This window comes from Leptolyngbya sp. DQ-M1 (assembly GCF_039962505.1).
GTDB lineage: Bacteria > Cyanobacteriota > Cyanobacteriia > Leptolyngbyales > Leptolyngbyaceae > Leptolyngbya.
Map to the genome: position 1 here is coordinate 99,448 of NZ_JAMPLJ010000006.1, position 26,627 is coordinate 126,074.

General features: G+C 48.6%; 27 protein-coding genes. 11 read left to right on the plus strand and 16 right to left on the minus strand.

Annotated elements, in window-relative coordinates:
• Nucleotides 1–38 precede the first annotated feature (38 nt).
• From NC981_RS18585 to NC981_RS18605, 5 genes are all read right to left on the minus strand, one after another.
• Entirely contained in the window at nucleotides 39–749 is a 711-nt protein-coding gene (locus NC981_RS18585) for an HpsJ family protein (protein ID WP_348244312.1), read from the minus strand.
• Between the two features lie 15 nt (nucleotides 750–764).
• Nucleotides 765–1,436, minus strand: a complete 672-nt coding sequence (locus NC981_RS18590; protein ID WP_348244313.1) for a cyanoexosortase A system-associated protein — start codon at nucleotides 1,434–1,436, stop codon at nucleotides 765–767.
• Nucleotides 1,437–1,453: 17 nt separating this feature from the next.
• A complete protein-coding gene (gene crtA, locus NC981_RS18595; RefSeq protein ID WP_348244314.1) occupies nucleotides 1,454–2,371 on the minus strand; it encodes a cyanoexosortase A in 918 nt (305 codons plus the stop codon).
• A gap of 170 nt (nucleotides 2,372–2,541) precedes the next feature.
• Nucleotides 2,542–3,489, minus strand: a complete 948-nt coding sequence (locus NC981_RS18600) for a hypothetical protein (protein ID WP_348244315.1) — start codon at nucleotides 3,487–3,489, stop codon at nucleotides 2,542–2,544.
• The gene (locus NC981_RS18605; RefSeq protein WP_348244316.1) at nucleotides 3,458–4,555 is read right to left on the minus strand and encodes a hypothetical protein; all 1,098 of its coding nucleotides are present in this window, start codon (nucleotides 4,553–4,555) and stop codon (nucleotides 3,458–3,460) included. The genes NC981_RS18600 and NC981_RS18605 overlap by 32 nt, the downstream gene beginning before the upstream one ends.
• A 398-nt stretch (nucleotides 4,556–4,953) precedes the next feature.
• On the opposite strand from NC981_RS18605, the gene NC981_RS18610 reads away from it, so the two are divergent.
• Nucleotides 4,954–5,469, plus strand: a complete 516-nt coding sequence (locus NC981_RS18610; RefSeq protein ID WP_348244317.1) for a L,D-transpeptidase — start codon at nucleotides 4,954–4,956, stop codon at nucleotides 5,467–5,469.
• A 48-nt stretch (nucleotides 5,470–5,517) separates the two neighbouring features.
• On the opposite strand, the gene NC981_RS18615 is transcribed toward NC981_RS18610, so the two are convergent.
• Nucleotides 5,518–6,996: a mannitol dehydrogenase family protein gene (locus NC981_RS18615; protein ID WP_348244318.1), complete on the minus strand. Its 1,479-nt coding sequence runs from the start codon at nucleotides 6,994–6,996 to the stop codon at nucleotides 5,518–5,520.
• A 137-nt stretch (nucleotides 6,997–7,133) separates the two neighbouring features.
• Entirely contained in the window at nucleotides 7,134–9,101 is a 1,968-nt protein-coding gene (locus tag NC981_RS18620; RefSeq protein WP_348244319.1) for an amylo-alpha-1,6-glucosidase, read from the minus strand.
• Nucleotides 9,102–9,272: 171 nt separating this feature from the next.
• Between NC981_RS18620 and NC981_RS18625 the strand changes: the two genes are divergently transcribed.
• The 3 genes from NC981_RS18625 (at nucleotide 9,273) to NC981_RS18635 (ending at nucleotide 12,409) form a co-directional block, all read left to right on the plus strand.
• Nucleotides 9,273–10,016 carry a sucrose-phosphate phosphatase gene (locus NC981_RS18625; RefSeq protein ID WP_348244320.1) on the plus strand — a complete coding sequence of 248 codons (744 nt, stop codon included), beginning with the start codon at nucleotides 9,273–9,275 and terminating at the stop codon, nucleotides 10,014–10,016.
• Nucleotides 10,017–10,025: 9 nt separating this feature from the next.
• On the plus strand, nucleotides 10,026–10,652 hold the full coding sequence (gene ruvA, locus NC981_RS18630) for a Holliday junction branch migration protein RuvA (RefSeq protein ID WP_190378356.1): 627 nt from the start codon (nucleotides 10,026–10,028) through the stop codon (nucleotides 10,650–10,652).
• A 398-nt stretch (nucleotides 10,653–11,050) separates the two neighbouring features.
• On the plus strand, nucleotides 11,051–12,409 hold the full coding sequence (locus tag NC981_RS18635) for a DUF3370 domain-containing protein (protein WP_348244321.1): 1,359 nt from the start codon (nucleotides 11,051–11,053) through the stop codon (nucleotides 12,407–12,409).
• Here the strand turns inward: NC981_RS18635 and rdgB are convergent, their stop codons facing one another.
• Nucleotides 12,410–12,982, minus strand: a complete 573-nt coding sequence (gene rdgB / locus NC981_RS18640; protein WP_348244322.1) for an RdgB/HAM1 family non-canonical purine NTP pyrophosphatase — start codon at nucleotides 12,980–12,982, stop codon at nucleotides 12,410–12,412.
• On the minus strand, nucleotides 12,979–13,671 hold the full coding sequence (locus NC981_RS18645; RefSeq protein WP_348244323.1) for a GDSL-type esterase/lipase family protein: 693 nt from the start codon (nucleotides 13,669–13,671) through the stop codon (nucleotides 12,979–12,981). The genes rdgB and NC981_RS18645 overlap by 4 nt, the downstream gene beginning before the upstream one ends.
• A 154-nt stretch (nucleotides 13,672–13,825) precedes the next feature.
• Between NC981_RS18645 and NC981_RS18650 the strand changes: the two genes are divergently transcribed.
• From NC981_RS18650 to NC981_RS18660, 3 genes are read left to right on the plus strand one after another with little or no spacing between them, the layout of a single operon-like run.
• On the plus strand, nucleotides 13,826–14,071 hold the full coding sequence (locus NC981_RS18650) for a DNA-directed RNA polymerase subunit omega (protein ID WP_190378352.1): 246 nt from the start codon (nucleotides 13,826–13,828) through the stop codon (nucleotides 14,069–14,071).
• 54 nt (nucleotides 14,072–14,125) lie between these two features.
• Entirely contained in the window at nucleotides 14,126–14,605 is a 480-nt protein-coding gene (locus tag NC981_RS18655) for a hypothetical protein (RefSeq protein WP_348244324.1), read from the plus strand.
• Nucleotides 14,602–14,985, plus strand: a complete 384-nt coding sequence (locus tag NC981_RS18660; RefSeq protein WP_348244325.1) for a DUF1818 family protein — start codon at nucleotides 14,602–14,604, stop codon at nucleotides 14,983–14,985. Before NC981_RS18655 ends, NC981_RS18660 begins: the two co-directional genes overlap by 4 nt.
• Here the strand turns inward: NC981_RS18660 and NC981_RS18665 are convergent.
• The 3 genes from NC981_RS18665 to NC981_RS18675 all read right to left on the minus strand — a co-directional run bounded on the left by NC981_RS18665 (nucleotide 14,982) and on the right by NC981_RS18675 (nucleotide 16,933).
• A complete protein-coding gene (locus NC981_RS18665) occupies nucleotides 14,982–15,707 on the minus strand; it encodes an SDR family NAD(P)-dependent oxidoreductase (protein WP_348244326.1) in 726 nt (241 codons plus the stop codon). The two genes, NC981_RS18660 and NC981_RS18665, sit on opposite strands and share 4 nt — an antisense overlap.
• Before the next feature lie 336 nt (nucleotides 15,708–16,043).
• Nucleotides 16,044–16,319 (minus strand): NIL domain-containing protein, encoded by a 276-nt coding sequence (locus tag NC981_RS18670; protein WP_190378348.1) that lies wholly within the window; start codon nucleotides 16,317–16,319, stop codon nucleotides 16,044–16,046.
• Nucleotides 16,320–16,462: 143 nt separating this feature from the next.
• On the minus strand, nucleotides 16,463–16,933 hold the full coding sequence (locus tag NC981_RS18675) for a DUF4383 domain-containing protein (RefSeq protein ID WP_190378347.1): 471 nt from the start codon (nucleotides 16,931–16,933) through the stop codon (nucleotides 16,463–16,465).
• Nucleotides 16,934–17,183: 250 nt separating this feature from the next.
• Between NC981_RS18675 and gltB the strand changes: the two genes are divergently transcribed.
• Both gltB and gltD read left to right on the plus strand, forming a co-directional pair.
• Nucleotides 17,184–21,773 carry a glutamate synthase large subunit gene (gene gltB / locus NC981_RS18680; protein ID WP_348244327.1) on the plus strand — a complete coding sequence of 1,530 codons (4,590 nt, stop codon included), beginning with the start codon at nucleotides 17,184–17,186 and terminating at the stop codon, nucleotides 21,771–21,773.
• Nucleotides 21,774–21,897: 124 nt separating this feature from the next.
• Complete coding sequence (gene gltD / locus NC981_RS18685; protein ID WP_348244328.1) at nucleotides 21,898–23,376, plus strand: glutamate synthase small subunit; 1,479 nt, start codon at nucleotides 21,898–21,900, stop codon at nucleotides 23,374–23,376.
• Between the two features lie 69 nt (nucleotides 23,377–23,445).
• Here gltD and NC981_RS18690 read toward each other — a convergent pair whose 3' ends face one another.
• Nucleotides 23,446–23,865, minus strand: a complete 420-nt coding sequence (locus NC981_RS18690) for a hypothetical protein (RefSeq protein ID WP_348244329.1) — start codon at nucleotides 23,863–23,865, stop codon at nucleotides 23,446–23,448.
• Nucleotides 23,866–24,002: 137 nt separating this feature from the next.
• On the opposite strand from NC981_RS18690, the gene NC981_RS18695 reads away from it, so the two are divergent.
• Nucleotides 24,003–24,356 (plus strand): phenylpyruvate tautomerase MIF-related protein, encoded by a 354-nt coding sequence (locus NC981_RS18695; RefSeq protein WP_190378344.1) that lies wholly within the window; start codon nucleotides 24,003–24,005, stop codon nucleotides 24,354–24,356.
• On the opposite strand, the gene NC981_RS18700 is transcribed toward NC981_RS18695, so the two are convergent.
• The gene (locus NC981_RS18700) at nucleotides 24,353–24,883 is read right to left on the minus strand and encodes a DUF2808 domain-containing protein (protein ID WP_190378443.1); all 531 of its coding nucleotides are present in this window, start codon (nucleotides 24,881–24,883) and stop codon (nucleotides 24,353–24,355) included. The two genes, NC981_RS18695 and NC981_RS18700, sit on opposite strands and share 4 nt — an antisense overlap.
• Before the next feature lie 553 nt (nucleotides 24,884–25,436).
• Between NC981_RS18700 and NC981_RS18705 the strand changes: the two genes are divergently transcribed.
• Nucleotides 25,437–25,907 carry a DUF4149 domain-containing protein gene (locus NC981_RS18705; protein WP_190378343.1) on the plus strand — a complete coding sequence of 157 codons (471 nt, stop codon included), beginning with the start codon at nucleotides 25,437–25,439 and terminating at the stop codon, nucleotides 25,905–25,907.
• 61 nt (nucleotides 25,908–25,968) lie between these two features.
• Here NC981_RS18705 and NC981_RS18710 read toward each other — a convergent pair whose 3' ends face one another.
• Both NC981_RS18710 and NC981_RS18715 read right to left on the minus strand, forming a co-directional pair.
• A complete protein-coding gene (locus NC981_RS18710; protein ID WP_190378342.1) occupies nucleotides 25,969–26,265 on the minus strand; it encodes a TMEM165/GDT1 family protein in 297 nt (98 codons plus the stop codon).
• A 3-nt stretch (nucleotides 26,266–26,268) separates the two neighbouring features.
• Entirely contained in the window at nucleotides 26,269–26,625 is a 357-nt protein-coding gene (locus NC981_RS18715) for a TMEM165/GDT1 family protein (RefSeq protein WP_190378341.1), read from the minus strand.
• Nucleotides 26,626–26,627 lie beyond the last annotated feature (2 nt).

The window sequence follows — 26,627 nt, forward strand, 5'->3', positions numbered from 1 at the left end:
CACTCCACGGTAATCAACTCTCTATCTAAAAGCTTTCATTATCGCGTAGCAGCCATCGGACGGTTCCGAACCTTCTTCACCCGTGCCCAACCCGTCAAAGACCAAAGATAGAGAAACACAACGCCCGAAATCACCGCACCTAATGTCCACTTCGTCCCCTTCTTCAGTAGATTCTTAGTCTGTTGTTCCAACGCTGCCTTTGCTTGAACTTGAGTCTGCTGTGCCGCCGTTTCAAGTCCCTCTAGCTGGCGCTTACGAAACTCATCCGCATTGAAGTTCTGCAACCCTCCAACCGTCGATCGCGCTACCAGTTCTTTCACCTGCTCATCGCTCAGCTTACCGAGTTGCTCCTGAGCCGACTTTGCTCGTTCACGCTGCTGCGATAGCTGTGCAACCATCTCCGCATTGTTCTGATTATAAATCCGCCAGCCAGAACTCACCGTCAGCGGCACCAACAGGAAATACGCGATCGCATACACGAGCAATATCCAAGACAACAGCTTCAACAAAAACCGTTCCGCCTTAGTCCGATTCGTCTCTTCACCCAGAAAGATCAGACCTAACCCAATCAGCGGAAAACCCACTCGCTCAATCAAATTACCAGCCGTATTAAACTCCCATCCTGAGTTAAATAATTGTAGTGGATATAAGATATCAACCAAATCAAACAAACACAGCACTAAAATACCGTAACCAATCACGCGCAACCCAGAGATTGCTTTACCTGCCGAAGTAGACTCAAACTGCATCACAAATCCTCACGATTAAAGCTTTGGAAATCTTGGTAGCCACCAAGCGTAAACATCTTGCCAAACGGCTTCTAATTGTTGATGAACATCCTGCATCGAACGATCGTCGATCGGGGTCGAAATCGTCACCCACAAACACCGCGTATCGCGCACATCTTCAGCTCCCAGCACAATGGGTAAGATGCGATCGACGGTCAGATCATGAGCATTGCGATTCGCAAAAAATTGCTCTCGATTGATTGTACTGGAACCTTGTGAATTGATACAGGAACTTAGATAAGCAGTGCGATCGTGTTCAAACAGTTGGTAGAATCCGGTTTGTCCTTGTTTTGTCGTTGGATTAACCGTTACACTCTGATGATTCAAGCCATAGATGTCTAAATAAACTGGAATATCTCCATGCGTGGTGGTGAGATAGTGGACTTGAACATTAAAGGCACGATCGTTGACCTGATACTTATACTGATAGCCGTTTGCGCTCGGTGCATTGACCTGAGTTGGAAGCGGTTTCAACACCAGTGCAGTGCCTTCGACTAACTTAGACTGCTTTAAAAGCATCTGGCTCGGAAACGTGAAAGGTGTGTACTGACCAAGATTCGGATCAAACACCGCTCTACCAATCACTAGAACTGTGCAAAATAAAGTTAGCCTGAGCAGCGGAAAATACAGCGACTTCGATGAAATCATAAACTTAGTGCATAGACTTAGTGCGAGGAGTGTTCTAGCTCTTCTGGGGTTTCCGTTGCCTCAATAGAAGCCTCTGGCTCTAGCGTTCCGTGTTCGACCAAATACTGACAGTAACTCGTGAAAATCGTCATCGAGATCATCGAAAAGACTTGTGCTCCACCTGTGCCATGCCAGTAATCAAAGCTTGCCGTATCTTTCTTTGAAACGAGATACGCCAAAAACATGACGCGAAACCCATTAATGATGAATGCAGACAGAATCGCGATCGTAGGCACCATGAACTTCTGCTTCAGTGTTGTAGGAAAAATCAGCAGAAATAGAGCGGCTACCTTCAACGTCACGACGATCGCCTCTAGCCCAGAGCAACCCAAATAAACTTGGACAGCTCCAGTCGGCATAATTAGCTTAGTGCCTTGACGCTCCACCAAAAAGCCGAGATACCACATCAGAGTGTGAGCGTATTTTGCAGTAACCACACTCGAATCGACCAGACTTTCGGATATAACCATCAAGAAATGAATCGGAATGACCATCACAAGGATAATCCAGAGTTCACGCCGATAATACTTGAACTGCCTAAACCCGACTGCAATTAACCCGATCGCGCCTCCAATGAATAAGGGCGTTACCTCTAATAAAAGGGTATAACCGACCTGATAATTTAGCCCTCGCACTAGCAATAACGCAATCAAAAACCAGCCGACACATTGAGAGGGCTTTTCCCGCTTTAACAGCAAACGATCGCGCTTCTGCCATAGGGAGTAGCCAAGCGCAGACCATTCGACCATTTCTAGCGAAAGATGGCTAAAATCGCCCGACAACCGCCAATATAGCTGTAGGTGCAGTACCACCAAACCCAGTGCAATTGCCAACAGCCAGTAGTTTGAATCATTGACAATCTGGGTAAAACGGGCGCGATACTCAAGCAAACGCATGAAGCTAACTTTCCGTAATAATTTGCGATCGCATCCCAATCTTAATACCGGGATCTTCGTCCTCATCCCCTAACCCCTTCTCCCTGGGGAGAAGGGAACCAGACTCTTGCTCCCTCTCCCTGGGGAGAGGGTTGGGGTGAGGGCACAGATACTAAAACTCAATCACCCTATCAATTGCCCTTAGCTCGTGCATTGCGCGATTGGCGTAACACCTTACCCAGCGTTTGAAACTCTGAATTATTTGACAACGTGACCAAAACTTCTTCTCTCGTTGTCAGAACGACATTATTGTAAGCACGGATCGCGATCGCGAGTGAATTCTTACTGATATTCGTACAGGTTGGTGCAGCAATATCACTACCGCAGCCCGCTAACAATGACTCACTCGCAATCAATGATTCTGCAAGCCCTTGAGCAAGTTGCAGAATCTCAGTTGAACTCAAGCTGAGATTGCCTAATGAAAGCACAATCTTCGCTGCGGTCTGCATCGTTGGTAGTGAAACTTTTGCAGCATCCAAAGCAGGTAAAACGCCTGCTAGAATCGCCGCAATTTTTGCATTCTGTGCAGTAAACGACTGAATTATCGGTTTTCCGTCTGCGCCTTTGAGCGCATCAGAGTTCGAGGTAAATCGAATCTCAACTTGGCGATCGAGCTTAGGAATCAGAACAACCTCAATGTTGCGCGTCACTCCGAGTCGATCGTTGCCAAAAATCGTAAACTGTCCAGATTGAGTGTTCAATCTATCTACATAGCGCGAAAACCGTGCTGCGATACTGGCAGGTGTACTGCCTTCACGCTTGAGGTCTAAACGCACAAATCCCGGACGCTCAACCTCAACTCCCGGTTCATTCGGAGGCACCGCAGGCTGAGATACGATCGCTCTTAACTCGCCAATAATCTCGATAAAGCGACCTCCCCCAGGTGAACCAGGCTGCGGCAGAGATGGAGGAGCCTTTTCAGAGCCAGGATTATAGCCAGGAGTTCCAGTCGGGGTGTGTGCAGCAACCGGAGCTGCGATCGACAGCGTAAAGATTGCTCCTAACACCGTCGTAGACTTGAGTAGAACAGCAATTTGCTTCATCATCTTAGTATCGATATCCGAGATAGTTAAACCCATAGCCAACGCTAAAAGAGAACACGGTGTTGTTATCATTCCGATTCAGAACATTACCCACAACAAACGTGAGAAACAACGGCGTTGTTTTAATCGGAACATAAGAAACACCCAGATTTAAGTCTTGTCCTGTCCAACTTCCAATCACTGATGCTTGAGGAACAACACGCAGACCCGCACTAGCAAAAACTCCAACGCCACCGCGTCCGTTCACAGTGTTGTCATACGATCGAAACCGTCCTCCTCCTACACCGAGCGTTAAGGTCAGAGGCAGTGAATCTTCGACGTTTCCGGGGCGTAAGTCAAAGATTTTGCTGGCAACGCCATACAGGGACGAGTCAATTCTGCTGGCTTCATCACCCCAGCGGATGCCAGAATCAAATCCGAGCGCGATCGCAGCTTTGCCGGGAAGAGAGCGGTGTAACTTTAGCCCAACTTCACCGTTGGCACCAAAGCGACGAAGGCTACCGATGTTGAAGTTGACTTCTAAGCCAAGTTCGCGTTCAGAGTCACCCAAACCAAATCCAAAGCTGAGTGCAGAATCGGCTTCATTAATTCTCGGTCGGCGATTTGCGAAAAACAGTCCCACAAACGCATCGCCAAAATTTGCGCCAAACGCACTTGGAACACCGACAGTAGAACCCGGAGAATATGCAGGAATCCGAAGCTCTTCTAAAGGTTCAATCAGCAATTGCCTGCGGAGATCCTGAGAGCTCCCGGTTTCAGCAGCCTGAGCAATAGGGGAGTCAGCAACAGAGGGTGAGTTGAGGAGTTTTTCAGCACTGGTTTCTGGCTTCTGCTGTAAAAACTCTGCTCTTGAAATAATCTTTGGCTCCCGATCGATTGCTGCGCCTTGAACAGTTGGAGCGGCAACTGCTGGTTTTACTCTCTGTTCGGGTTTTACCTTTTGATTGGGCTTTACTTCCTGAGCAGGTTTTAGCCATGAGGCATTAGGAACCTCTAACGCGATCGCTGCTACTTTTGAGGCGATTTTGCTCGAATCGTTTGCGGCTGCAATTTTAACGCCTCCGAATCCCGCCAGAACAAAAGTAACTGCAAAACAACGCATCCAGAAGGTTGATATACGAAAATGTCGAATAAATTGTCTGTCCTTCATAGTGATCACAGCTTCAGAACTGTTCGTGGGGTGAAATCAGGGCAAAGCCTACTGCATCGATAGTTTACAAACAGTTTCTCTACGTATACTCCGTGAATATCTGTATCTTTTTTATGAATCACAGAATTAATTGGGTAATCTTACGGGTACGGTCTATAAATCAGAAGATTTCTGAGTAATTTTGCTTCTGGAATTTTCCGGAATAGCGCTCACTGTACTGTAGTGATCTCCACAAGCTTGCAAATAGAACTCACGCTGCAAAAACTTGAACTATTTTTTCAGGCTGCCTCTCTACTGCGATCGACGATTCTAATTGCACTTGTCATCCCACTTAATTTCGGGCTGGCATTATGAAAGATTTTATTCGCTCTAATTTATTTCGTTGCTCGATGTGCATTATTGCAACTGCTGTTTTTGCGGCTGCACCTTCTCAGATAGTGCAGGCTCAATCGACAGGATCGAACCCTACGGGAAGCGAACCTACCGTACGAGCAATGACAACTTACAAAAATACCAATCAACGTTGGATCGAGATTCGGCTCTCGACGCAGCGACTGATTGCTTGGGAAGGCAAAAAGCAGGTTCATGCGGTGATTGTTTCAACCGGAAAGGCAAGCACCCCGACTCCTCAAGGAGTGTTTCGCATTCAATCGAAGTATCGCGTTGCCCGAATGCAAGGGGATGACTATGATATTCCCGATGTGCCTTACACCATGTATTACTCAGGAGGCTACGGAATTCATGGGGCGTACTGGCACAATCGTTTTGGTACACCTGTCAGTCATGGTTGCGTGAATGTTGCAGTGGATCACGCACAGTGGTTATTCAATTGGGCACAAGTTGGAACTCCAGTGGTTGTTCGTTGAAGTTGAGCCGCGATCGCTGCTGAACTAACCACTGGAACGATTACAAGTTTAGTGAGATTGGGCGAGCGTTGCTCTAACTCCAGTTTTAGAGAGTTGGCGTAGCGCTCTTTCAGTAGCTTCTACAAATCGCAGAGATTGTACTAAATCATCGCCAAAAATCTCGCTTAAGCTGAGTAAAGGACGGACATCGGCTTTGTTAACTCTCGCTGTCAGTACAGTCGATAATGGGTCTTCAATGGCGATCGCTTGTCCTTGGTCGTCTTGTCCCATCAAACAGTAGAACCAAGCCGCGATCGTGAAACTAAGAGATTTAATTTCACCCTGTTGTTGCAGCAGATCGCGCAGTGAACCTAGTAGAAACTTAGGAACTTTAACAGAACTACTAGAGCAGAGACGAGAGACACGATCGCGAATCTTAGGATTTTCAAATCGCTCAATCAGTGTTCTCTTGTAATCTGTTAAACCTAATCCAGGAACAGGCTGAAGCGTCGGTGTCACTTCTTCCATGAACGCCATGACTGCATTTCGGCATTGCACATCTGCCATGACTTCATGCACATAGGTATAACCAAGCAATGTTCCCAGATAACCAATCAACAGATGGCTTGCATTTAACAGTCGAATTTTAATCAATTCGTAGGAATGCACATCAGTTGTGAATTGCACTCCGACTGTTTCTAACTCCGGTCTTCCTGCACAGAACTGATCTTCAATCACCCATTGCAGAAAAGGTTCCGCCATCACTGGAAAATCATCAACAATCCCAAACTGATCTGCAACCAAAGCACGATCGCTATCCGTCGTGGCGGGTGTAATTCGATCGACCATACTATTCGGAAAGGCTCCGTGTTCAGAGAGCCATTGTCCTAAAGCTGGATCATGGAGTTCAGCAAAGGTCGTTAGCATCTTTCGAGTAATGTTGCCATTGCCTTGTAAATTGTCACAAGACTGCACGGTAAACGGTGCCAATCCTTGCTTGCGGCGTTGATTCAATGCTGCTGCTAAAAAGCCATAAGTGCCGATCGGCTGATCCGGCTGCTGTAAATCATGTTGAATGGTGGGATGGTTGATTTCTAATTCGCCGCTGGCTTCGTTGTAGTAATATCCTCCTTCTGTAATCGTCAGAGTCACAATTCGACAGTCAGGCGATGCCATTGCAGCAATCACAGATTGGGGGTCTTCAGGGGCGAACAGATAGCGATCGATTGCTCCAATAATCCGAGCGCGATCGTGGTTGGGCGATCGCTCGACTAAGGTATAGAGATGATCTTGAGACTGGAGTGCATCGCGCATTCGTCGGTCTTGCTGTAACAATCCGATGCCACAAATTCCCCAGCGAAAATCAGAGGTTTGATGAAAATAGTTATCCAAATATAAAGCTTGATGCGCTCGATGAAAGCCGCCAACACCGATATGCACAATGCCGTTTTTCAGGAGATAGCGATCGTACTCTGGAACACGGATTGTCTTTGATAAACGAGATAAAGCTGCCTGATTAAGCTTGGTAGCTGAGTGGGTCTGACTCATGGATTGATTGGTGTAGAGAGAATAACAATGTTTTCTGCTTCCTAACAAAGCAAAACATTGCTCAATACTTCAGATCATAGTCAGCCTAAAGCTAGATGATCAGGACTAGAAATATATGTTTATCCCAAAATATAGGTTTATCCGATCGTCATCCAAGCCCTAAGCACTTCTGCAACTGTCCAAGCCTGGGCAATACAGCCATGCGGCATCATCGGGGCATCGCCATCAAAAATCTCACTCAGGCTTCCCAATCCCTGAGCGCGGAGGTGATTTGCCATCGGTTCAAGAAATTCCCGCGCTTTGGTTGAGTCGCCATACACTCGATAATGCGCGATCGCATACGCCCCAATCAGCCACCCCCAAACCGTCCCTTGATGATAAGCGCCGTCACGATGCAGCGGGTCGCCTGCATAATGTCCGTGATAGTTTGGATGATGCGGATCGAGCGATCGCAACCCGTAAGAAGTGAGCAGCGATCGAGAACAGGCATCGACCACCCCTTTTTGCTGGTTTTGCGTTAAAGGACTTTCTGGCAGCGAGACGGCAAAAATCTGATTTGGACGCAGCGCTGCATCATTCCCGTTTGCGGTATCGAGAACATCGAAGCAGTAGCCCGTGTCAGGGTTCCAGAAGCGCTCAAAGCGGGCAAGCACTCGTTCTGCCATTGCATCGTATTCGCGGTAGGGTTTACCGATGCGACGGGCGAACTTTGCGATGATGCGAAGCGCGTTGTACCAGAGGGCATTAATCTCGATCGGCTTACCAATCCGAGGCGTAACGACCCAATCGCCGATTTTGGCATCCATCCAGGTGAGCTGCGTTCCGGGTTCTCCCGCATAGAGCAAACCATCTGCGGAATCTAGGTGAATGTTGTAGCGAGTACCGCGACAATGCCAGTCGATGATTTCTGTCAACATCGGAAATAAGTTTTCGATCACGTCATGGTCATCAGTTGCGTTGTAGTAATCGAAAATCGCAACGAAATACCATAAGGTCGCATCAACGGTATTGTATTCGGGAATGATTCCAGCATCAGGAAAGCGATTCGGAAGCATTCCTCGATCGACATACTGAGCGAACGTGTAGAGAATCGATCGCGCAATTTCAACTCGCCCAGTCGCAAGCGTTAACCCTGACAGGCTAATCATTGTATCCCGTCCCCAATCGCTGAACCAGGGATAGCCTGCAATAATCGTTTTGCCGCTTGGAGGACGACTGACGATAAACTGATCCGCCGCCAGCACCAATTGGCGAATCCAAGCAGGAGAGGTTTCGACTTGCTTCACGCGATCGAGCCGCCAACAGTCGAATATTCGCTGCTCGTAGTTGCGCTGCGATCGCAAAGCAGTCTCGCCATCCAGATTCGGAGCCGTTTCGGTGCTCGTGACAAATGTGAGCGATTGACCCGGATATAGTGTGGCTTCAAACGTGGCGATGTGTAGGTGGTCTTCGAGATCACTGAGTCCTCTTGTCCGTTCGATCGCCAAATCAAATCCGTAATACCAATCGTGGGTTGGGGTGAGCGTTGCGCCCCGACAGAATAGATAAAAGGGTACTGCTTCGGGATGGGCAGAAACTTGTAAACCGTGTGCGATCGCTGCGGTTTCCATCCGCCAACCCTTACCGGAAGTATTGCCGTGATAGTCCCGATAATTGATAAAAGCTTTGAACGTTAGCGTTAACGGTTGTGTTGCTCGGTGTAGCTGATAATGCACATAGGTTGTATTTTCTCCCTGCTGCATCCAGATGCGTTTTTCTAAAATTGCATCGCCGCAAGCATAGCGCCATACGGGAACTGTACCTTCAAGAAAAAATCGCTCAATCTGTTTATATCCTTGGGGTTTCACGGTGCGATCGACCCAGCGATTTGTGCTGAGTGGATAGATCTCTGTCCCGTATTGAACTGATTCTTCGAGCTTTGTGGTGAGCAAGGTGCGATCGAGCGGTGGGTTTAAGGCTGCGATCAAAAGTCCGTGATAGCGACGGGTCAGGAGTCCCGCGATCGTCCCAGAAGCAAATCCTCCAATTCCATTTGTAACGAGCCATTCTCGCGCTTCTGAGGTCGGCAAGATGCCACAAATTTCCCGCCCAAAATCAATCACCATAAAAATATCCCAGCCAGTCTCATGATTCTAAAAGACGGAAGCGATTAGGGTCGGATCTTGCTATAAGAAATTTGGATTTCCAATATGGGTCAATCTTGGGGATCAAGATATTCTTCTGATTTGACTCTAAACTCAAGCATGGCGTTTGGGAGATAGTTTGGGAGATAGATTGTGACCCCGATCCTTTTTGTGACTGATTTAGACCATACTCTGGTGGGCGATGACTTCGCGCATGAGGAACTAAACGAATGGTTCCAACAAACACGATCGACCGGAAGTAAGATTGTCTATTCCACCGGTCGATCGCTGATTCGATACCAAGAACTTGCTGCCGAAGCCCCGCTGATCGAACCCGATTTATTAATCGCGTCGGTGGGCACAGCAATCTACTCGCGGCTAGATGGCGCGCCTGATTTAGAGTGGCAAAAAAAGCTCACGGTCGGATGGAATCGCGATCGAGTGATGGCTGTTACCGCCCATTTTTCAGATCTCGTCCTGCAAGCCGAAACCGAACAGAGTGACTTTAAAGCGAGCTTCTTTTTGACTGAAGAAGCCGCGATCGAGCTTTTACCGCAGCTAGATTATCAACTCAAACAGCAGGAGCTAGATGTCCAACTGATTTACAGTAGTGGACGAGATTTAGATATCCTTCCACGTCACGCCAATAAGGGATCAGCCCTGACTTTCGTGCGACAGACCTTGGGATTTGCACCAGAGCAAACGATCGTCTGTGGCGATTCTGGGAATGATATTGCCTTGTTTGCAGTTGGATCAGAGCGTGGAATTATGGTGGGCAATGCACAGCCCGAATTGCGGTCATGGCATCGCGATCATCCCGCTCCGCATCACTATTTGGCGAAGTCCTACTGTGCCGCTGGCATCCTCGAAGGGCTAGAATACTTCGGGTTTCGCTAGAATGAAGGCATGATTGGTTATCTCAAAGGCACGATCGCGGCAATTCAAAAAACAACAAACAATCGCGTCACCTTAACGCTTGAGGTGAATCAGGTTGGCTATGATGTGCAGGTTGTGCCGCGCTTACTACAGTCGCTTCCGTCTGAGGGCGAACAAGCCCAGATTTTTACTCACTTAAACATGCGCGAAGATCAAGTGACGCTGTTCGGGTTTGGCTCGGCAGCAGAGCGTGATTTGTTTCGGCAATTGGTTAGTGTGAGCGGCATTGGCCCACAGCTTGCGGTGGCACTGCTCGATACCTTAGGGCTGCAAGATTTGGTGCAGGCGATCGTGTCTGGCAATACTCGCTTGTTGTCGCGGACTCCGGGTGTGGGTGCAAAAACCGCAGAACGGATTGCTTTAGAACTCAAAACGAAGCTCTCGGAATGGCGACAACAGTCGGGAATTGTGGTGACTCCGGGTGCAGGCCCCGCCTCGAATATTCTCGAAGATGTGGAGATGACGCTGCTGGCATTGGGCTATACCGATCAAGAAATTACCCAAGCCCTGCAAGCGGTTGGGCAAAATACCGCCCTGTCAAAATCTGGGGATGCAGAAGCCTGGATTCGACAAGCGATCGCTTGGTTGAGTCAATAACGGAAGACGAGTTTTCTCGCTCCGGTTTAACCCCACGTGAGTTCGACACAAGTTCTTAGCTACGTTTGGATCTGCGGGTAGCCCCCTAAATCCCCCATTCTGGGGGACTTTGAAGGGAAGAGAATCTCTTGAGTTTGGAGAACCGCTTTTCTCTAAGTCCCACACTCGTGGGGGACTTAGGGGGCAAGAAGCCGACAAGAACGAAGCGAAAAAAACGTCGAACTCACGTTAACCTCGGTTCTATTCAGCCCAAAACCATCGCTTCAAAGATTTTGACGTGGGAAGAAACCAAAAGTTCTATGGTGGTGGGGATGAAACCGGGCTGTTGCGTTGAAGATCGCGCTTTTTCGGTATGATTGTCACCGCTCCCGATTTTGCTTTGGCTTACTCTTTAGCTTATGTTGTCGCTTCTCTCTAGTTTGATTGTGTCGCAAGCTACTCCCTCACCCTCTCCACAGTCTCCACAAACGATCGTGCAGCCGCAAGAAATGCGCGTTCTTCCGGGTGAACTCGATTCCGTGCTGGTGTTTAACAGTAACAGCCCTGAAGTGGTGCAAACTGAAGGGATTTTGCTATCAACTTTTCCACCAACTGGAAAGCAAGCTCCTGCGGCTCACCTCGATCAAGTCTTTTCGGGACGCTTTGACATTTTCGCGCATCACATTGCGAAACCTGTGACACCAACGGATTTGAGAACGCTTTATCTGGGAGTGATTGCGAACAATCCGGGCAAAGAGCCTGTGACGATCGACATTTTGCAAGCAGCAAGCCATCTCAGTCAGCCAGATGCCCCGTTTATCAAGCTTCCGACTGCGGTGGAAAATAACGATGGTAAGGCGTTTTCAGGCCCTGGAAGTCGGGCAGTCGGTGAAGTGTTACGCGGACTGAGGCAAGATATCTTTCCGGCTCAGGTTGTGATTCCGCCGGGAGAGAGTCGGATGCTGTTGAATCTGCCGATTCCGGTTAAGCCGCTCACACCGCCGCTCAACGGTCGATCGACGTTGATGAGACTCCGCAGCACTGGAGCGGTTTATCTTGCCAGCTTGGGAATGTTTGCTAAGCAAAATCCGGACGGAACCGAACGCGAACCGAGTTTAGCGGAATGGGAAACGCTACTGGATACTGCAACTCTTTCAACGCCTCGCGACAAAGTACCCACCCCGATCGAGCAGACCACGGGAAATGTAATCTATGGACGAGTGGCAGGCGTTGGGGTTGGATCTCAATGGAACGGGCGGATTTTGGATCAAGGGCAAGATTTTCTCAGCACACCCGAACCCGGCAAAGGGATTTCATACGGTTTAGCGACTTTGAATCGCGGCACATTGGGCACAAACCAAAACCAGAGCGCAAAACTGATTCGGCGTTACCCGGACACGGCTTATCAAGCGCATGGAAACTACGCGATTCAGTACAGCCTCACGATGCCTTTGAAAAATACCACCGATCGAGCGCAAACCGTTGTGGTGACGGTTGAAACCCCGCTAAAACGCGAAGACACAAACCAAGGACTGCGCTTTTTGCAGCCTCCCGGACCGCAAATGAACTTTCGCGGAACGGTGCGACTGTTGTACAACGACGATCGCGGCTTACCCCGAACTCAATATGTCCACCTCGTACAACAACGAGGGCAGCAAGGCGACCCGCTGATTACGCTACAGATGAAACCGCAAGAACGGCGTTTAGTGCAGTTTGATTTCCTTTATCCGCCGGATGCAACTCCGCCGCAAGTTCTCACCGTGAAAACCTTGCCGTAGTTAGCTTAACGACTTCAACTGCGGTAATAGCTCTTGAAAAGCTCTTCCACGATGGCTAATTTCCTGCTTCATCTCTAGCGGCATTTCTGAAAAGGGCATGCCCTTTTCAGGAACGTAGAAGATCGGGTCATAGCCAAATCCACCTTCGCCGCGTGGAGCCGTAAGAATTTCACCCGGACAAATTCCTTCAGCTAGAAGCGCGATCGTGCCATCGGGTTTAGCAAGCGCGATCGCGCAGACGAACTGCGCTCGTCGATCGGAAATTCCCTCTAATTCTCCTAACAGCTTGCCGATTCGCGCTTGATCCGAGTCGGCATATCGGGCTGAGTAAATACCAGGTCTGCCATCAAGCGCAGCGACTTCTAAACCGGAATCATCTGCGATCGCCCAGTGTCCGGTTGCGATCGCGACTTGAGTGGCTTTCTGAGCGGCGTTTTCTCGGAAGGTCGCTCCGGTTTCTTCCATTTCTAAGTCGGGTGGCTTCAGGTGCAATTCCCAATTCAGCCCTGCTAAGTAAGGCTCAATTTCTTTGACTTTACCTGGATTCCCGGTCGCTACTACTAAAACTGTCATGGTTCAATCCACTGCCGAAACGCATCCCAATTGGAAATATCTTCTAATAATGCCTGATATCCGCTGACATTAGGGTGTAAGCCGTCTTCGGTGAATTGCTGCTTGCACCAGTCTGACCCCCGCGATCGCCAAATTTCCAAGAGATTCAGGTGCGGGATTTGACGTGCTTCACAGGTCGATCGGATCGCTTCGTTGTAGCGCATTTGATCGGCGTGATTGTAGTACATACAATCGAGGAACGGCATTTTTGCTTCATCGACCGGAATCATGCCAACGAAGAGAACCGGGCAGAGGCGCAGAGAGCGATCGAGCAAGTCTGCAATCTCGGTTTGGAACACTTCAAACGGCAGCACGTTTTTACCATCGGGCTTGCTTAACCGGGGAGAATCATTCACGCCGACTGACAGAATAATTAAGTCTGGAACCCGATTGCGTAACTCCCCCCGATGGCGAAACTCATCTTCGAGCCGTCGCGCCACATGGCGCACTCCATCGCCGCGCACTCCCAGATTGTACAGCGCGTGATTTGCCTCACCGGGACTCATCCAGCGTCGTCTGAGTCGCTCGACCCAACCGCCTCCAACTGGGTCGCCAAATCCATAGACGATGCTATCTCCGATCGCCAAAATTCGCAGCGAAGCTGTAGGAGAAACGGTTGAATGAGCCGAAGGAGAAACCAATATTTGCATGAAACTGTGCGAATGAGACAGGTCTGCGTTATTAATAGAGTCTGAGCTAACTCGGACTTTATCACTGTAGACGGATTTTCTCAAAACTTTACACAAGGTTTGGAAATCTGTCACGATCGAGCTTTCTGTCAGTCTTTATGGGAGAGAACAACTAATGGCAAAATCTGGCTCTTTACACAAGCGTCCTACGTTCGATACGGTTCAACTGATGCGCCGCGCTGATGATTTGATTGGCGCTGCTTCTAACCGCTATCGGATTACGGTTCAAGTTGCCAATCGGGCAAAACGTCGTCGTTTTGAAGACTTTGACAGTGGCGATGATCCGATGATGAAGCCAGTGATGCGGGCGATTATTGAGATGTCAGATGAACTGACGCAGCCCGAAATTATTGGAGAATAATTTATTGGGGCGAGAGAAGCGATCTTTAGCCCCAGTTTTTTAGCGAGTGAAGCGATGAAGCGATTTTTAATTCTGACAAGTGTGGTGGCGCTGTTGGTCTGGGCAAGTCCGGTTGGTGCTCAAACTATTGTTGCTCAGACTATTGTTGCCCAAACCACGCCGACTCCTGGGCGGGTTCGGATTCAGGACGCATGGCAGCAAGTGTACAAGGATGTTCCCGATTTGGCGCTGGAAAATCAGTACGTCAATCGCGAGACAGGCAAAGCCGATCCGAGCAATACGCTGGTCACTCGTTTGATTCGATATCACTACTTCATCAAGGGTCGTCCGGTTAGTTTTCGGCTCGACTGGAAATATACACTCGCAGATTATTTAGGCATCAATGATCCGATGCAGGCTGAATCGTATCCGGGGTCGGATAATTTGCGTAAAAACCCGTTTGAGAGCGATCGAGCCATTATCAAAAAGCTCAATCGCAAACAGCGCGACGCGCTGGTTCAAGCGTTGGTGAATGTGTTTACTCGTCAGCAATGAGTCGAATTCTTAAAACTGGGAACGGTTGGCGGTTGGGTTGGGATGCTGCGGCTCCTGAGTTTAAGGGCTTAGTCGGTGGAAATGATTGGGCGATCGAACTTACTGAAGAAGAATGGAATGATTTTCGGCGTTTGAGTGATCAACTGCATGAAGCCTTACAGCAGATTGCTCAAGAACTGATGGACGAAGAACGGATTGCTTGTGAATTGGAGAGCGATCGCGTTTGGCTTGAGGCTGAGGGTTTTCCCGATGCTTACAGTTTGCGCTTGATTGTGCAGACGGGGCGTAGAGCAGAAGGGTATTGGGAGAATGCTTTGGAGTTGCGGCAGGCATTGAACACGTTGCCTTTAGGCACAGCAGAGCTGACCGGAGGCTTCTAAAAGGGTAGCTTTGTGCCATCCCAGGAAAAGAATTCGCCGCTATCGCTAGCCTGTAGCTTGTCGAGAACGGCTATCAGTTGTTGAACAGTTCGATCGACTGAAAATAGTTTTTCCGGCGGAACATTGCGCTGAAAAGGTTTCGATAGTCTGGTATCCGTTGTTCCAGGATGCAAGGTGACGACGATCGCATTGGGACAGGTGCGCTTGAATTCGATCGCAGTGGTTCGCATGAACATATTTAAGGCAGCTTTCGAGGCGCGATATCCATACCAACCGCCGATTTGATTGTCTTCGATGCTTCCGACTTTGGCGGAAATGGTCGCAAGAATTGCGCGATCGCGATGTTTTAACAAGGGCTGGACGTGCTTTGCTAACAATGCGGCAGCAATACTATTGATTTGAAAGTATTTCAGTAACTGATTGGCATTGAGATGACGCAAGCTTTTCTCAGGCTGCATCGCGCCATCGTGTAGAACCCCGACGCAGTTGATGACGTAGTGAAGTTCGGATGTTTCTGATTTGATTTGGGCGATCGCTTTCTCGATCTGAGTTTCATCAGTGAGATCAAGCGATAAGCGCTCTAAGTTGGGATGCTCAAGGTTGAAGAGGTCACACTCTGGACTGCGGTAAGTGGCGTAAACGCGATCGACTCGATTGAGAAACTGTCGCGCAAATTCTAGTCCGATTCCTTGACTCGCTCCCACAATTAGCGCTGTTGTCATCGTTGCAATTCTTTACAAACAAAAGTGTTTTGAGTATAGCATCGGAATTTGCAACACCTGCCTGATCACTGCAGGGTTCTATGGTAATGATCGCGATCGCATTGATGCTCCAGCAAGACTTAGAGGATGTCTGAACAGTATAGATAGTTCCTTTGCTGCCTTGCGTTCCCGCCCTAAGTTTATTTCAGGGCGGGATGTGGCAATGAGGAAGACCGCTCAAACATCCTCGTTGGAGATCAGCACGATAGAGATCAGCACGATCGCGCCTGTCATTCGATTATTCGCAATTCGCTAATCCTTAACGATTCTGCTTGGGTTTACGGCTTATCGATCGACTCACCAGCCGTCTGATTCTTCGCCGCGCCACACTTCTAAATCGAGTTCATCGAGATAAGACAGCGCCGCTTGAATATTCGCATGGCTGCCCTTGAGATCCAAATCAAACCAGCCATCTCCATTTGCGTTTGCGCCCAGAATTGCCGCAACAATATTCACCGTTAAATCATAGTGCGAGACTAACTGAGAAATCACAGGCTCTTGGTGGTAGTGCTTTGGAATGCGAAGGCGGACTCGCTGCGCCGTCGTGCGCTCATCATTCGTCGCGATCTGCATCTCTTTTCTCCAATTTACTTAAAGTCGATAGAATAACCGTAGATTTATTTTACCCGATCAACCCCGCCACAAAACCATAAAAAATCGGGACAACACTGAAGATCACTCAGATTGCCCCGATTTTACCGATGATAGATTAACTATTAGTGAGTAACCGAGTTATCAAGCTGAACTGCATTTTCTGGCGCTTTCGCTGCAATTTCCAGCAGTCCGGGCGAATCAATAAATCCAAAATAGAACGAGATAGCCGATACCGCTGCATACAAAGCAGCATTGCTACCAAACAGAGGCATGAAGCCAAAGAAAGTATTGGTCGGAGTTAGCGATCCGAGAATTGCCAGAATTGCAAACAACTCGAACAAGCCACGACCATAAAATCGCGCACCACCCAGACCCATCGAGCTAACTAAACCTAGAATACCGACGATCGCATATACAGTATTCAGAATAGGGTTGGTCGGGAACAGACCAAAGAGATAACCGAGTTGAATTTGAATTCCGTTGTGGACTTCCACAGCATTAATTGGGTGTTGTAGCTGAGGAATGAATCCTAGAATTGCTAATGCTAAGAAAAAAATGCCTGTGACAAAGGCGTAAAGTTGTCCGCGTTTCATGATATTTTTACCTGCTGAAAATCACCAATTTCGTGAATCAAATATTGAATTTAATTAACAGTAAGCACAGACGATCGAAACTCCATCACGATAAAGAAAGAGACTTGAATATTCTCTTCTTCAGATCTGACGATTTCCTTAAGACCTTTGGGGTATTTCGGAAGTGTGTAAGAGAATTTCAAGAGAACTAGAGATATCTTCACCGGAACTCTAGCCGTCGCGCTCTCTGCCACTGAATAGGGTAATGATAATGACTAGATACGGACTGCCAGCGAAGCAGGGTTTGTATGATCCGCAGTTCGAGCATGATGCCTGCGGAGTCGGGTTTATTGTGCAGATGAAGGGAAAAGCGTCTCATGCGATCGTGCGGCAAGCGCTGACGATTTTGGCGAATTTGGAGCATCGAGGGGCTTGCGGTGCGGAAACGAACACGGGAGACGGAGCAGGCATTCTAATGCAGGTGCCGCATCGATTTTTTCAAAGAGTTGCAGCGGAGTTGAATATCGTTCTGCCGGATGCCGGACAGTACGGCGTTGCAATGATTTATTCGTCTCCCGATCGTGCTGCGCGTGAACAAGGTCGGCGGGTGTTTGAACAGACTGTGGCAGAAGAAGGACAAACGGTTCTAGGTTGGCGCGATGTACCGACGAACAATTCGACGCTAGGCGAAACCGCAAAGTCGAGCGAACCCTTTATGCAGCAAGCCTTTATCGGGCGTGCTGCTGATTTAACGGACGATCTAGCGTTTGAACGAAAGCTGTATGTGATTCGTAAGCGATCGCACAGTGCAATCCGGACTCCGGGTATCGATAGTTATTGGTATCCTGCCAGTATTTCTTGCCGAACGATCGTTTACAAAGGCATGTTAATGCCGTTGCAGGTCAATGAATATTATCCGGATTTGAGCGATCCGGCTGTCGAAAGTGCTTTAGGCTTGGTGCATTCCCGCTTTAGTACAAATACTTTTCCAAGCTGGGAGCGATCGCACCCTTACCGCTACATTGCTCACAATGGCGAAATCAACACCTTGCGCGGCAACATCAATTGGATGAATGCTCGACAAGCCTTGTTTGAATCCGAATTGTTTGGTGACGATTTAAGAAAAGCTCAGCCTGTTATTAACATTGATGGCAGTGATTCCACGATTTTTGATAATGCTTTAGAACTATTGACATTATCGGGTCGATCGCTGCCTCATGCGGTGATGATGATGATTCCAGAACCCTGGACAGCGCATGAATCGATGAATTCGGAGCGCAAAGCGTTCTACAAATATCATTCTTGTTTGATGGAACCCTGGGATGGGCCGGCCTCGATCGCGTTTACCGATGGTCGGATGATGGGGGCGGTACTCGATCGCAATGGTTTGCGCCCGTCGCGCTACTATGTCACGAAAGATGATTTTGTGATCATGGCATCGGAAGCAGGTGTGCTACCTATTGCACCAGAAAATATTGTCCAGAAAGGACGCTTGGAGCCGGGACGAATGTTCTTGGTGGATATGGAGCAAGGGCGGATTGTTTCGGATGAAGAGATTAAGCAAGAGATCAGCACTGCTCATCCGTACCAAGAATGGTTAGATCAGCATATGGTCAGTCTGGCAGATTTCAAAGATGCACCAGAACTACCACAGACTGATCCCAACACAGTGATTCAGCGTCAACTCGCTTTTGGCTATACGTTTGAAGAGTTGCGATTGTTGCTGACCCCAATGGCGCGAGATGGTGTAGAAGCAACCGGAGCAATGGGAGCCGATACGCCGTTAGCCGTGCTTTCGGATCGACCGAAGCTGCTGTATGACTATTTCAAACAGTTGTTTGCTCAGGTGACAAATCCGCCGATCGATTCAATTCGCGAAGAAATCATTACCTCAGCAGAAACGACGATCGGATCAGAGCGCAACTTACTCAAGCCTGAACCCAAAAGCTGTCATTTGATCGAGCTAAAAACGCCAATTCTCAGCAATGAAGAGTTAGCAAAGCTTAAACACATCAATGAACAAGGGTTTAGCACAATCGTGCTGCCGATCGTGTTTGATCCGAAATCTGGTGTGACTGGGTTAGAGCAAACGATCGTGGATCTGTGCAAGCAAGCCGATCAAGCAATTGAATCGGGTGTGAATATTTTGATTTTGAGCGATCGGAGTGTGAATGCTGAGCAAGCTCCGATTCCTGCACTTCTCGCTGTGTCTGGATTGCACCATCATTTGATCCGAGCAGGCACAAGAACAAAGGTCGGCTTAGTGCTTGAATCCGGTGAACCGCGTGAAGTTCATCACTTTGCTATGTTGATCGGTTATGGCTGCGGTGCAATCAATCCGTATCTGGCATTTGAAACGATCGGTTCAATGATTGCTCAAGGTTCAATGGTCGGCGTAGACTACAAAACCGCTTGTAAAAACTACATCAAAGCCATTACCAAAGGCGTGATCAAAGTTGCGTCTAAGATTGGGATTTCAACGATTCAAAGCTATCGAGGTGCACAAATCTTTGAAGCGATCGGCTTAAATCATTCGGTGATCGATCGATATTTCACTTGGACTGCTTCTCGTGTAGAAGGAGCTGATTTAGAAGTAATCACCAAAGAAGCATTGTTGCGTCATCATCATGCGTTTCCGGAGCGTCAAACGAACGGACACACGCTCGATGTCGGTGGCGAATATCAATGGCGCAAGGAAGGGGAAGCCCACCTATTCAGCCCCCAAACGATTCACACCTTACAAAAAGCCGTCCGCGAAGGCAGCTATGATCTGTTCAAACAATACGCAGCTTTAGTGAATGAACAGAACCAGCAGCACTTTACTTTACGCGGACTGCTTCAGTTCAAAGATCGTCAATCGATTCCACTTGAAGAAGTTGAACCGATCGAAGCGATTATGAGCCGCTTCAAAACAGGTGCCATGAGCTATGGATCGATTTCAAAAGAAGCGCACGAAGCTTTGGCGATCGCCATGAACCGCATCGGCGGTAAGTCCAACACTGGAGAAGGCGGCGAAGATCCCGATCGTTATACCTGGACAAACGATCGCGGTGATTCTAAGAACAGTGCGATCAAACAAGTGGCATCGGGTCGCTTTGGGGTCACAAGCTTGTATCTCTCTCAGGCAAAAGAACTCCAGATCAAGATGGCACAAGGCGCGAAACCCGGAGAAGGCGGACAGTTACCGGGCCGCAAGGTCTATCCCTGGATTGCGAAAGTTCGACATTCAACCCCAGGGGTCGGTTTGATTTCGCCACCTCCACACCATGACATCTATTCGATCGAAGATCTCGCCGAACTGATCCATGACCTGAAGAATGCGAACCGAGCAGCGCGAATCAGCGTCAAACTTGTTTCAGAAGTCGGAGTTGGAACGATTGCGGCGGGAGTCGCGAAAGCCCACGCCGATGTGGTGTTAATCTCTGGCTACGATGGCGGAACGGGAGCATCACCGCAAACTTCGATCAAACACGCAGGTTTACCTTGGGAGTTAGGGTTAGCTGAAACGCATCAAACATTAGTCTTGAACAATCTACGATCGCGCATCGTAGTTGAAACTGATGGACAGATGAAAACCGGACGCGATGTAGTGATGGCTGCATTACTCGGCGCAGAAGAGTTCGGATTTGCAACCGCACCACTGGTCACACTCGGCTGTATTATGATGCGCGTTTGTCACCTGAACACTTGTCCAGTTGGGATTGCAACTCAAGATCCACATCTGCGCGAGAGCTTCACAGGCGATCCCCAGTACACCGAAAACTTCATGAGGTTTATTGCTCAAGAAGTGCGGGAACTGATGGCACAACTTGGATTCCGCACGCTGAACGAAATGGTGGGACGCACTGATGTTTTAGAACCGAAACAAGCGATCGACCACTGGAAAGCAAAAGGCTTAGACTTCTCGAAGATTCTCTATCAGCCGAATGTTGATCCGGCGGTGGGATTGTACTGTCAGATTTCTCAAGATCACGGTTTAGAAAAATCGCTCGATATGACGGTGCTGTTGGATCTGTGCAAAGATGCGATCGAACAGGGTACACCCGTTAAAGCAACCTTGCCGATTCAGAACATCAATCGTGTGGTAGGAACAATCCTCGGTAACGAAATCACCAAACGGCACTGGAATGGACTTCCTGAAGATACAGTGCATCTCCACTTCAAAGGAAGTGCGGGACAAAGCTTTGGGGCATTCGTACCGAAAGGCGTGACGCTAGAACTCGAAGGAGATGCTAACGATTATGTAGGTAAAGGATTGAGCGGTGGAAAGATTGTTGTTTATCCGCCGATCGAATCAAGCTTCAATGCCTCAGAAAACATCATTGTCGGAAATGTTGCCTTCTATGGTGCAACCCAAGGGGAAGCTTACATTAGCGGCATTGCAGGTGAACGGTTCTGTGTTCGCAACTCTGGGGTCAAGACAGTCGTTGAAGGGGTCGGTGATCATGGCTGCGAATATATGACAGGCGGTACAGTAGTCGTGCTTGGAAAAACCGGACGCAACTTTGCAGCCGGAATGAGTGGCGGAACTGCTTACATCTATGATGAAGCGGGCGATTTTGCAACTCGGTGTAACACTCAAATGGTTGCAATAGAAGCATTTGACGATCCAGAAGACATTGCGATCGTGCGTCAAATGATTCAAAATCACGCAACGCTAACTCATAGTCACAAAGCCAAAGAACTGTTGGAGCAATGGGAGGAAGTACGATCGCGCTTTGTGAAGGTGATGCCGAGGGACTATAAGCGGGTTCTACAGGCGCTGAAACGGGCGGAACAATCGGGGCTGAGCGGCGATGATGCACTGACGGCTGCGTTTGAAGAAAATGCGCGGGATGTAGCGCGGGTTGGCGGGGGCTGATTGAGCCGCATTGGATACGGAGGATCGCATCGCCCGATCGGACAAACGCGATTTTGAATTGACATCGTAGAGACGCGATTAATCGCGTCTCTACCGAATTATGAAACACAATCATTCTTGAATTATGGGAAAACCAACTGGATTTATCGAATTTCTGCGTGAACTGCCCTCGGAACTTTCCCCGATCGATCGCACCCGCAACTGGGATGAGTTTCATTTGCCGATGCCCGAAGAGAATCTTCGCACTCAGGGCGCACGCTGTATGGATTGCGGCATTCCGTTCTGTCATACCGGAACCGTGATCAGCGGCATGGCAAGCGGTTGCCCGATCAACAATCTGATTCCTGAATGGAATGATCTGATCTATCGCGGACTGTGGAAAGAAGCGCTCGATCGCTTACACAAAACCAACAATTTCCCTGAATTCACGGGGCGAGTGTGTCCTGCTCCTTGTGAGGGTGCTTGTGTGTTAGGCATTCACAATCCGCCTGTGACGATTAAGAACATTGAATACTCGATCGCTGAAAAAGGCTGGAATGAAGGCTGGATCACTCCTGAACCGCCACAAAAGCGCACCGGGAAAAAGATCGCGATCGTCGGTTCCGGCCCTGCCGGATTGTCTGCTGCGGCTCAATTGAACAAAGCAGGACATTGGGTCACCGTGTTTGAACGGGCCGATCGTCCGGGTGGATTGCTGATGTACGGCATTCCTAACATGAAGCTCGACAAAGAAAACGTCGTGATGCGGCGATTGAACGTGCTCGAAGCCGAGGGCGTGAAATTTGTCTGCAATACAGAAATTGGTAAGGATGTAACGACTGAGGATCTGTTGAAAAACTTTGATGCGGTCGTATTGTGTACCGGAGCGACTAAGCCGCGTGACTTGTCGATCGAAGGTCGTCAACTGGGAGGTGTTCACTTTGCAATGGACTTTCTCACCGCAAACACTCAAGCGGTTTTAGACCAAGCTGATCCAGCACTTTCCGCCCAAGGAAAAGACGTGGTGATCATTGGCGGCGGTGATACCGGAACCGATTGTGTCGGGACTTCAATTCGGCATGGTTGTAATAGCGTGGTACAGCTAGAAATTCTGCCAAAGCCACCCGAAGAACGCGCTGCCAACAATCCTTGGCCCGAATATCCCAAAGTCTACAAAATGGACTACGGACAAGAAGAAGCTGCTGCAAAATTCGGCTCTGATCCGCGTGCTTATCTAAGAACCGCAACCCGATTTGAAGGCGATGAAAGCGGCAACGTCAAAGCCATTCATACCGTTGAGGTAGAGTGGGAGCGCAACGAGCAAGGACAATTCATTCCGAAGCACATTCCAGGAACTGAAAAGATCATTCCCGCGCAACTCGTTCTACTCGCAATGGGATTCTTAGGCCCTGAGCAACCGTTACTCGATGCAATGGGACTCGATCGCGATAGTCGCAGCAACATCAAATCCAAATACGGCAAATACACAACTACCATTCCGGGTGTGTTTGCTGCGGGAGATTGCCGACGCGGACAAAGCCTAGTCGTCTGGGCATTTAACGAAGGTCGAGGAGCCGCACGAGAATGCGATCTCTATCTCATGGGCGAAACTGATTTGCCTTAATCAAAAAGCCAGAGGTGAAGTTTCACTTCTGGCTTTTCAAATGCTCTAAAATCACCCGCTAATCGCTCGCTATTGTGGAGCGATCGATAAAGTGTAAGGATTCTGACCTTGTGCGCGATCACCCACGAATACCGAGTAAGTTCCTCTAGTCCAGCGTCCCGGTATTTCGACCTTGCCATTCGATAAGCGATCGGCTTGAACACAAAACGCCTGTCCTTGCGCTCCAGTAATTAATAAAGTCGGTTGACCACTTCCTTGCAGGGTAAACCTCAAATTACTATCCGCCGTAACCTGGACGGTGTGATTTGGCTGATCGGAAGTAAATCCGGCACAGCTAGAATCTTTCTTTGTGCCACCAGATGTTCCATTGAGCATAATCGGCTGCGTATTCGGTGAAACTGACACCATTTGACCCGCAGCCATACCGGATATTGCTAAAACGGCTGCGATCGCAGTCGGAAAAATTGACCACCGTAGAGAAGCTTGCATCATATTCACTCCTAGAGACTCTGAACACCGCTTATCTTCAGTATGACGAGTGATACCTTCACTTTTTGAGGGACTGTTCCTGTTCCACAAGTGGCACGGGCATTACAATGCTCTCATTAAGTTCGAGACCCTTAACAATGCCATTAATCAAAGTTCAAACCTCGATCGCGAATCCCGATTCAAGCCAAGTCACTGACCTACTCAAGCATCTGTCTGCCGCCCTCGCAAACCACACCCGCAAGCCAGAATCCTATGTAATGACAGCATTTGAGTCCGGCGTACCCATGACCTTTGGCGGCACAACTGATCCAACCTGCTATATCGAAATCAAAAGCGTTGGCTCAATGACCCCAGACCAAACGAAATCAATGAGCCAGGATTTTTGTCAGCAAATTCAGCAGTCCTTGAATGTCCCTGTCGATCGCATCTACATCGAGTTTGCAGATGCAAAAGGTTATATGTGGGGCTGGAACAGTGCAACCTTTGGCTAGTGCCGGAAGAAGGGGCTAAAGCGGAATAGCGAATGATGGCTCTCGTAGATCGAAATCCGCCCAAAGCCAAGAAACTGACCGTAAGCAGGTTCCCCTTGCGGAAAGGCAGTCACTCCAAACAGGTAAACGCCCCCATAAGCTGGATTTTGGTACGGCTCAAGCGCGATCGTCACTCGTTTTCCGGGTGCAACAGGCGGATTGAAATTCACCGTGATCGCTCTGGTTTTGTCATCCTGAGTGACTTCTCCTAAGCCGATTTTGCGGTTTGAGTTGCGATCGCCCTCGAAGGCTTCGGTGTCTTTGAGATTAAAACGAACCCGATCCACACCCTCATTTTGGGCGATCGTCACTCTTTGCAAAGGTTCTCCCGCATTCTCTGGGACATCCAGCGTAAAATAATACGTCACGCTCCACGCATAAACATAATTCTGAGTGGTGGAAGCGCCAACCAGTCGAGGCGGAGACGTGAAATAGCTGGTGCCGCGAACTTGAACAGCTTGGGTCGGAAGCGCCACGCTGGAGACCATCGAACCTAAGAAAATTCCCAGCGAGACAACAAAGTGACGAGCAAGGTGGCTTTTCATAAAAGAATTTTCAGGCTAATAATTCTAGTGTAATCGATCGGACTTAGAGCCGAATTTGTACTCAGTTTAAGACAAGATTAACTTGTATTAACTTCGGTCTTTAACTATTAAAAGGGTGCTCCACGCTCGGTTAGGAATGCTAATTTAAACGTAGACACAGAGAGATATCTCCTCAATCTCCACACCACCGCTTTGAGAACTGTGTCTCCCGCCTCAAAGCACCTGCAACTGAATGTCTCAATGATTTCGATACGTTGCTGATTAAGTTCGTACTGTTAGATATCAAGGAGGAATTTGTATCTCTTCAGTTTGGATGTTGCAGGATTTTAGCCCACCTCGATTCACATTACTTTCATTTGAATAAAGGGTCTAGTTTTTATGAGCTAGACCCTTTATTGTTAAATCGAATCATTTGCTAAGTTTTCTATCCATGCCAACTGCTTACAGGGGGATTTGTTAGTCTGAATTTAGAACATTTCAAGCATAGGTTTAGGCGATGGCGATCGTTTCAAGAGCCGATTTCAAGTCTATTAGTTGGCACAAAAGTTTAGTGCTCGCTTTATCATTCTGGATCAGCAGTAGCATATTGCTTGATTTTGTGATCATGCCAAGCCTTTTTGCGGCTGGAATGATGTCGCAAGCTGACTTTGCAACGGCTGGATATGGAATTTTTTGGATATTTAATCGTTTAGAGTTGCTGTGTGCTGCCTTTGTTTTGACGGCGGTATTAGTCCGGCAACAATCCGAGAATGCACCCATTTCAACGGTGCTGGCAGGTGCTTTATTTGCAATTACGATCGCTTGCACTTATTTTCTATCCCCGCAAATGAGTTCGCTCGGATTAAACCTGAACTGGTTTGAACCCGCTCACATTCCAGCAGGAATGAATCAGCTTCATGTCGCCTATTGGGTGCTGGAAGCGTCTAAGTTGCTTGCAGGCAGCTGGCTGCTGAAGCGCGAATTTTAACAAGTTTGGATGCGGTGAACTCCATTAAAAAAAGCCTCCAGCATTGGAGGCTTTTTCCTTGTTATTTTGCGGCTTCTTCTTCGGTGCCGCTAAACCATAACAATCGAACCGCTAGAATCACAAAGCCGATCGCGGCAATAATCTTTGTCCACTTCGTGGGTAATAAGTGTGCTGTGCCTTCACCCAGCACGACCCCAATCAAACTCGCAAGAATCAGCGCTGTCACAGTTCCAAAGAAGATTGCTTTTGCGGAATTATTACAATTACTGCTGAGCGCGATCGCTGCAAGTTGACTCTTATCGCCTAGCTCCGCGAGAAACACAGTGACAAAACTAATTCCAATCAGTTGCCAGTCCATTGTCTACATCCTCACTACGTCTAGAACCAACAGCGCCGCGACCAAAAGCAGAATTCCGCCTGTTGCCTTCTCTAAGGTTTTCGGAGAGATATTCTGACACAGCCAGCGCCCGACAAGAACCCCGACCAAGCTGGTTGCAACCAGCGCAGAAGCCGCTCCCGCAAACACGACCCAGGGAGCGTGAGATTGGGCGCTCATCAGTAGCGTTGCAAGCTGTGTTTTGTCTCCGAGTTCTGCAAGAAAAATGGTGATAAACGTCGAGCCAAACACGCTAAGAAAGGAAGACTTTGCTTTCGCGGGTTGAGTCTGTTCGAGAATCAGCAGTTCTCTGGTTTCTGTAACGGGTAGGTTGGAAGACATGA

Coding starts and splice junctions, on each gene's coding strand:
- rdgB (WP_348244322.1), bottom strand. CDS start 12,982: ATGACAGTTTTAGTAGTAGCGACCGGGAATCCAGGTAAAGTCAAAGAA.
- NC981_RS18655 (WP_348244324.1), top strand. CDS start 14,126: ATGAAGCGATTTTTAATTCTGACAAGTGTGGTGGCGCTGTTGGTCTGG.
- crtA (WP_348244314.1), bottom strand. CDS start 2,371: ATGCGTTTGCTTGAGTATCGCGCCCGTTTTACCCAGATTGTCAATGAT.
- NC981_RS18705 (WP_190378343.1), top strand. CDS start 25,437: ATGGCGATCGTTTCAAGAGCCGATTTCAAGTCTATTAGTTGGCACAAA.
- NC981_RS18660 (WP_348244325.1), top strand. CDS start 14,602: ATGAGTCGAATTCTTAAAACTGGGAACGGTTGGCGGTTGGGTTGGGAT.
- NC981_RS18585 (WP_348244312.1), bottom strand. CDS start 749: ATGCAGTTTGAGTCTACTTCGGCAGGTAAAGCAATCTCTGGGTTGCGC.
- NC981_RS18710 (WP_190378342.1), bottom strand. CDS start 26,265: ATGGACTGGCAACTGATTGGAATTAGTTTTGTCACTGTGTTTCTCGCG.
- NC981_RS18610 (WP_348244317.1), top strand. CDS start 4,954: ATGAAAGATTTTATTCGCTCTAATTTATTTCGTTGCTCGATGTGCATT.
- NC981_RS18695 (WP_190378344.1), top strand. CDS start 24,003: ATGCCATTAATCAAAGTTCAAACCTCGATCGCGAATCCCGATTCAAGC.
- NC981_RS18590 (WP_348244313.1), bottom strand. CDS start 1,436: ATGATTTCATCGAAGTCGCTGTATTTTCCGCTGCTCAGGCTAACTTTA.
- NC981_RS18675 (WP_190378347.1), bottom strand. CDS start 16,933: ATGAAACGCGGACAACTTTACGCCTTTGTCACAGGCATTTTTTTCTTA.
- NC981_RS18670 (WP_190378348.1), bottom strand. CDS start 16,319: ATGCAGATCGCGACGAATGATGAGCGCACGACGGCGCAGCGAGTCCGC.
- ruvA (WP_190378356.1), top strand. CDS start 10,026: ATGATTGGTTATCTCAAAGGCACGATCGCGGCAATTCAAAAAACAACA.
- NC981_RS18615 (WP_348244318.1), bottom strand. CDS start 6,996: ATGAGTCAGACCCACTCAGCTACCAAGCTTAATCAGGCAGCTTTATCT.
- NC981_RS18645 (WP_348244323.1), bottom strand. CDS start 13,671: ATGCAAATATTGGTTTCTCCTTCGGCTCATTCAACCGTTTCTCCTACA.
- NC981_RS18715 (WP_190378341.1), bottom strand. CDS start 26,625: ATGTCTTCCAACCTACCCGTTACAGAAACCAGAGAACTGCTGATTCTC.
- NC981_RS18620 (WP_348244319.1), bottom strand. CDS start 9,101: ATGGTGATTGATTTTGGGCGGGAAATTTGTGGCATCTTGCCGACCTCA.
- NC981_RS18600 (WP_348244315.1), bottom strand. CDS start 3,489: ATGGGTTTAACTATCTCGGATATCGATACTAAGATGATGAAGCAAATT.
- gltD (WP_348244328.1), top strand. CDS start 21,898: ATGGGAAAACCAACTGGATTTATCGAATTTCTGCGTGAACTGCCCTCG.
- NC981_RS18700 (WP_190378443.1), bottom strand. CDS start 24,883: ATGGTCTCCAGCGTGGCGCTTCCGACCCAAGCTGTTCAAGTTCGCGGC.
- NC981_RS18665 (WP_348244326.1), bottom strand. CDS start 15,707: ATGACAACAGCGCTAATTGTGGGAGCGAGTCAAGGAATCGGACTAGAA.
- NC981_RS18690 (WP_348244329.1), bottom strand. CDS start 23,865: ATGCAAGCTTCTCTACGGTGGTCAATTTTTCCGACTGCGATCGCAGCC.
- NC981_RS18605 (WP_348244316.1), bottom strand. CDS start 4,555: ATGCGTTGTTTTGCAGTTACTTTTGTTCTGGCGGGATTCGGAGGCGTT.
- gltB (WP_348244327.1), top strand. CDS start 17,184: ATGACTAGATACGGACTGCCAGCGAAGCAGGGTTTGTATGATCCGCAG.
- NC981_RS18650 (WP_190378352.1), top strand. CDS start 13,826: ATGGCAAAATCTGGCTCTTTACACAAGCGTCCTACGTTCGATACGGTT.
- NC981_RS18635 (WP_348244321.1), top strand. CDS start 11,051: ATGTTGTCGCTTCTCTCTAGTTTGATTGTGTCGCAAGCTACTCCCTCA.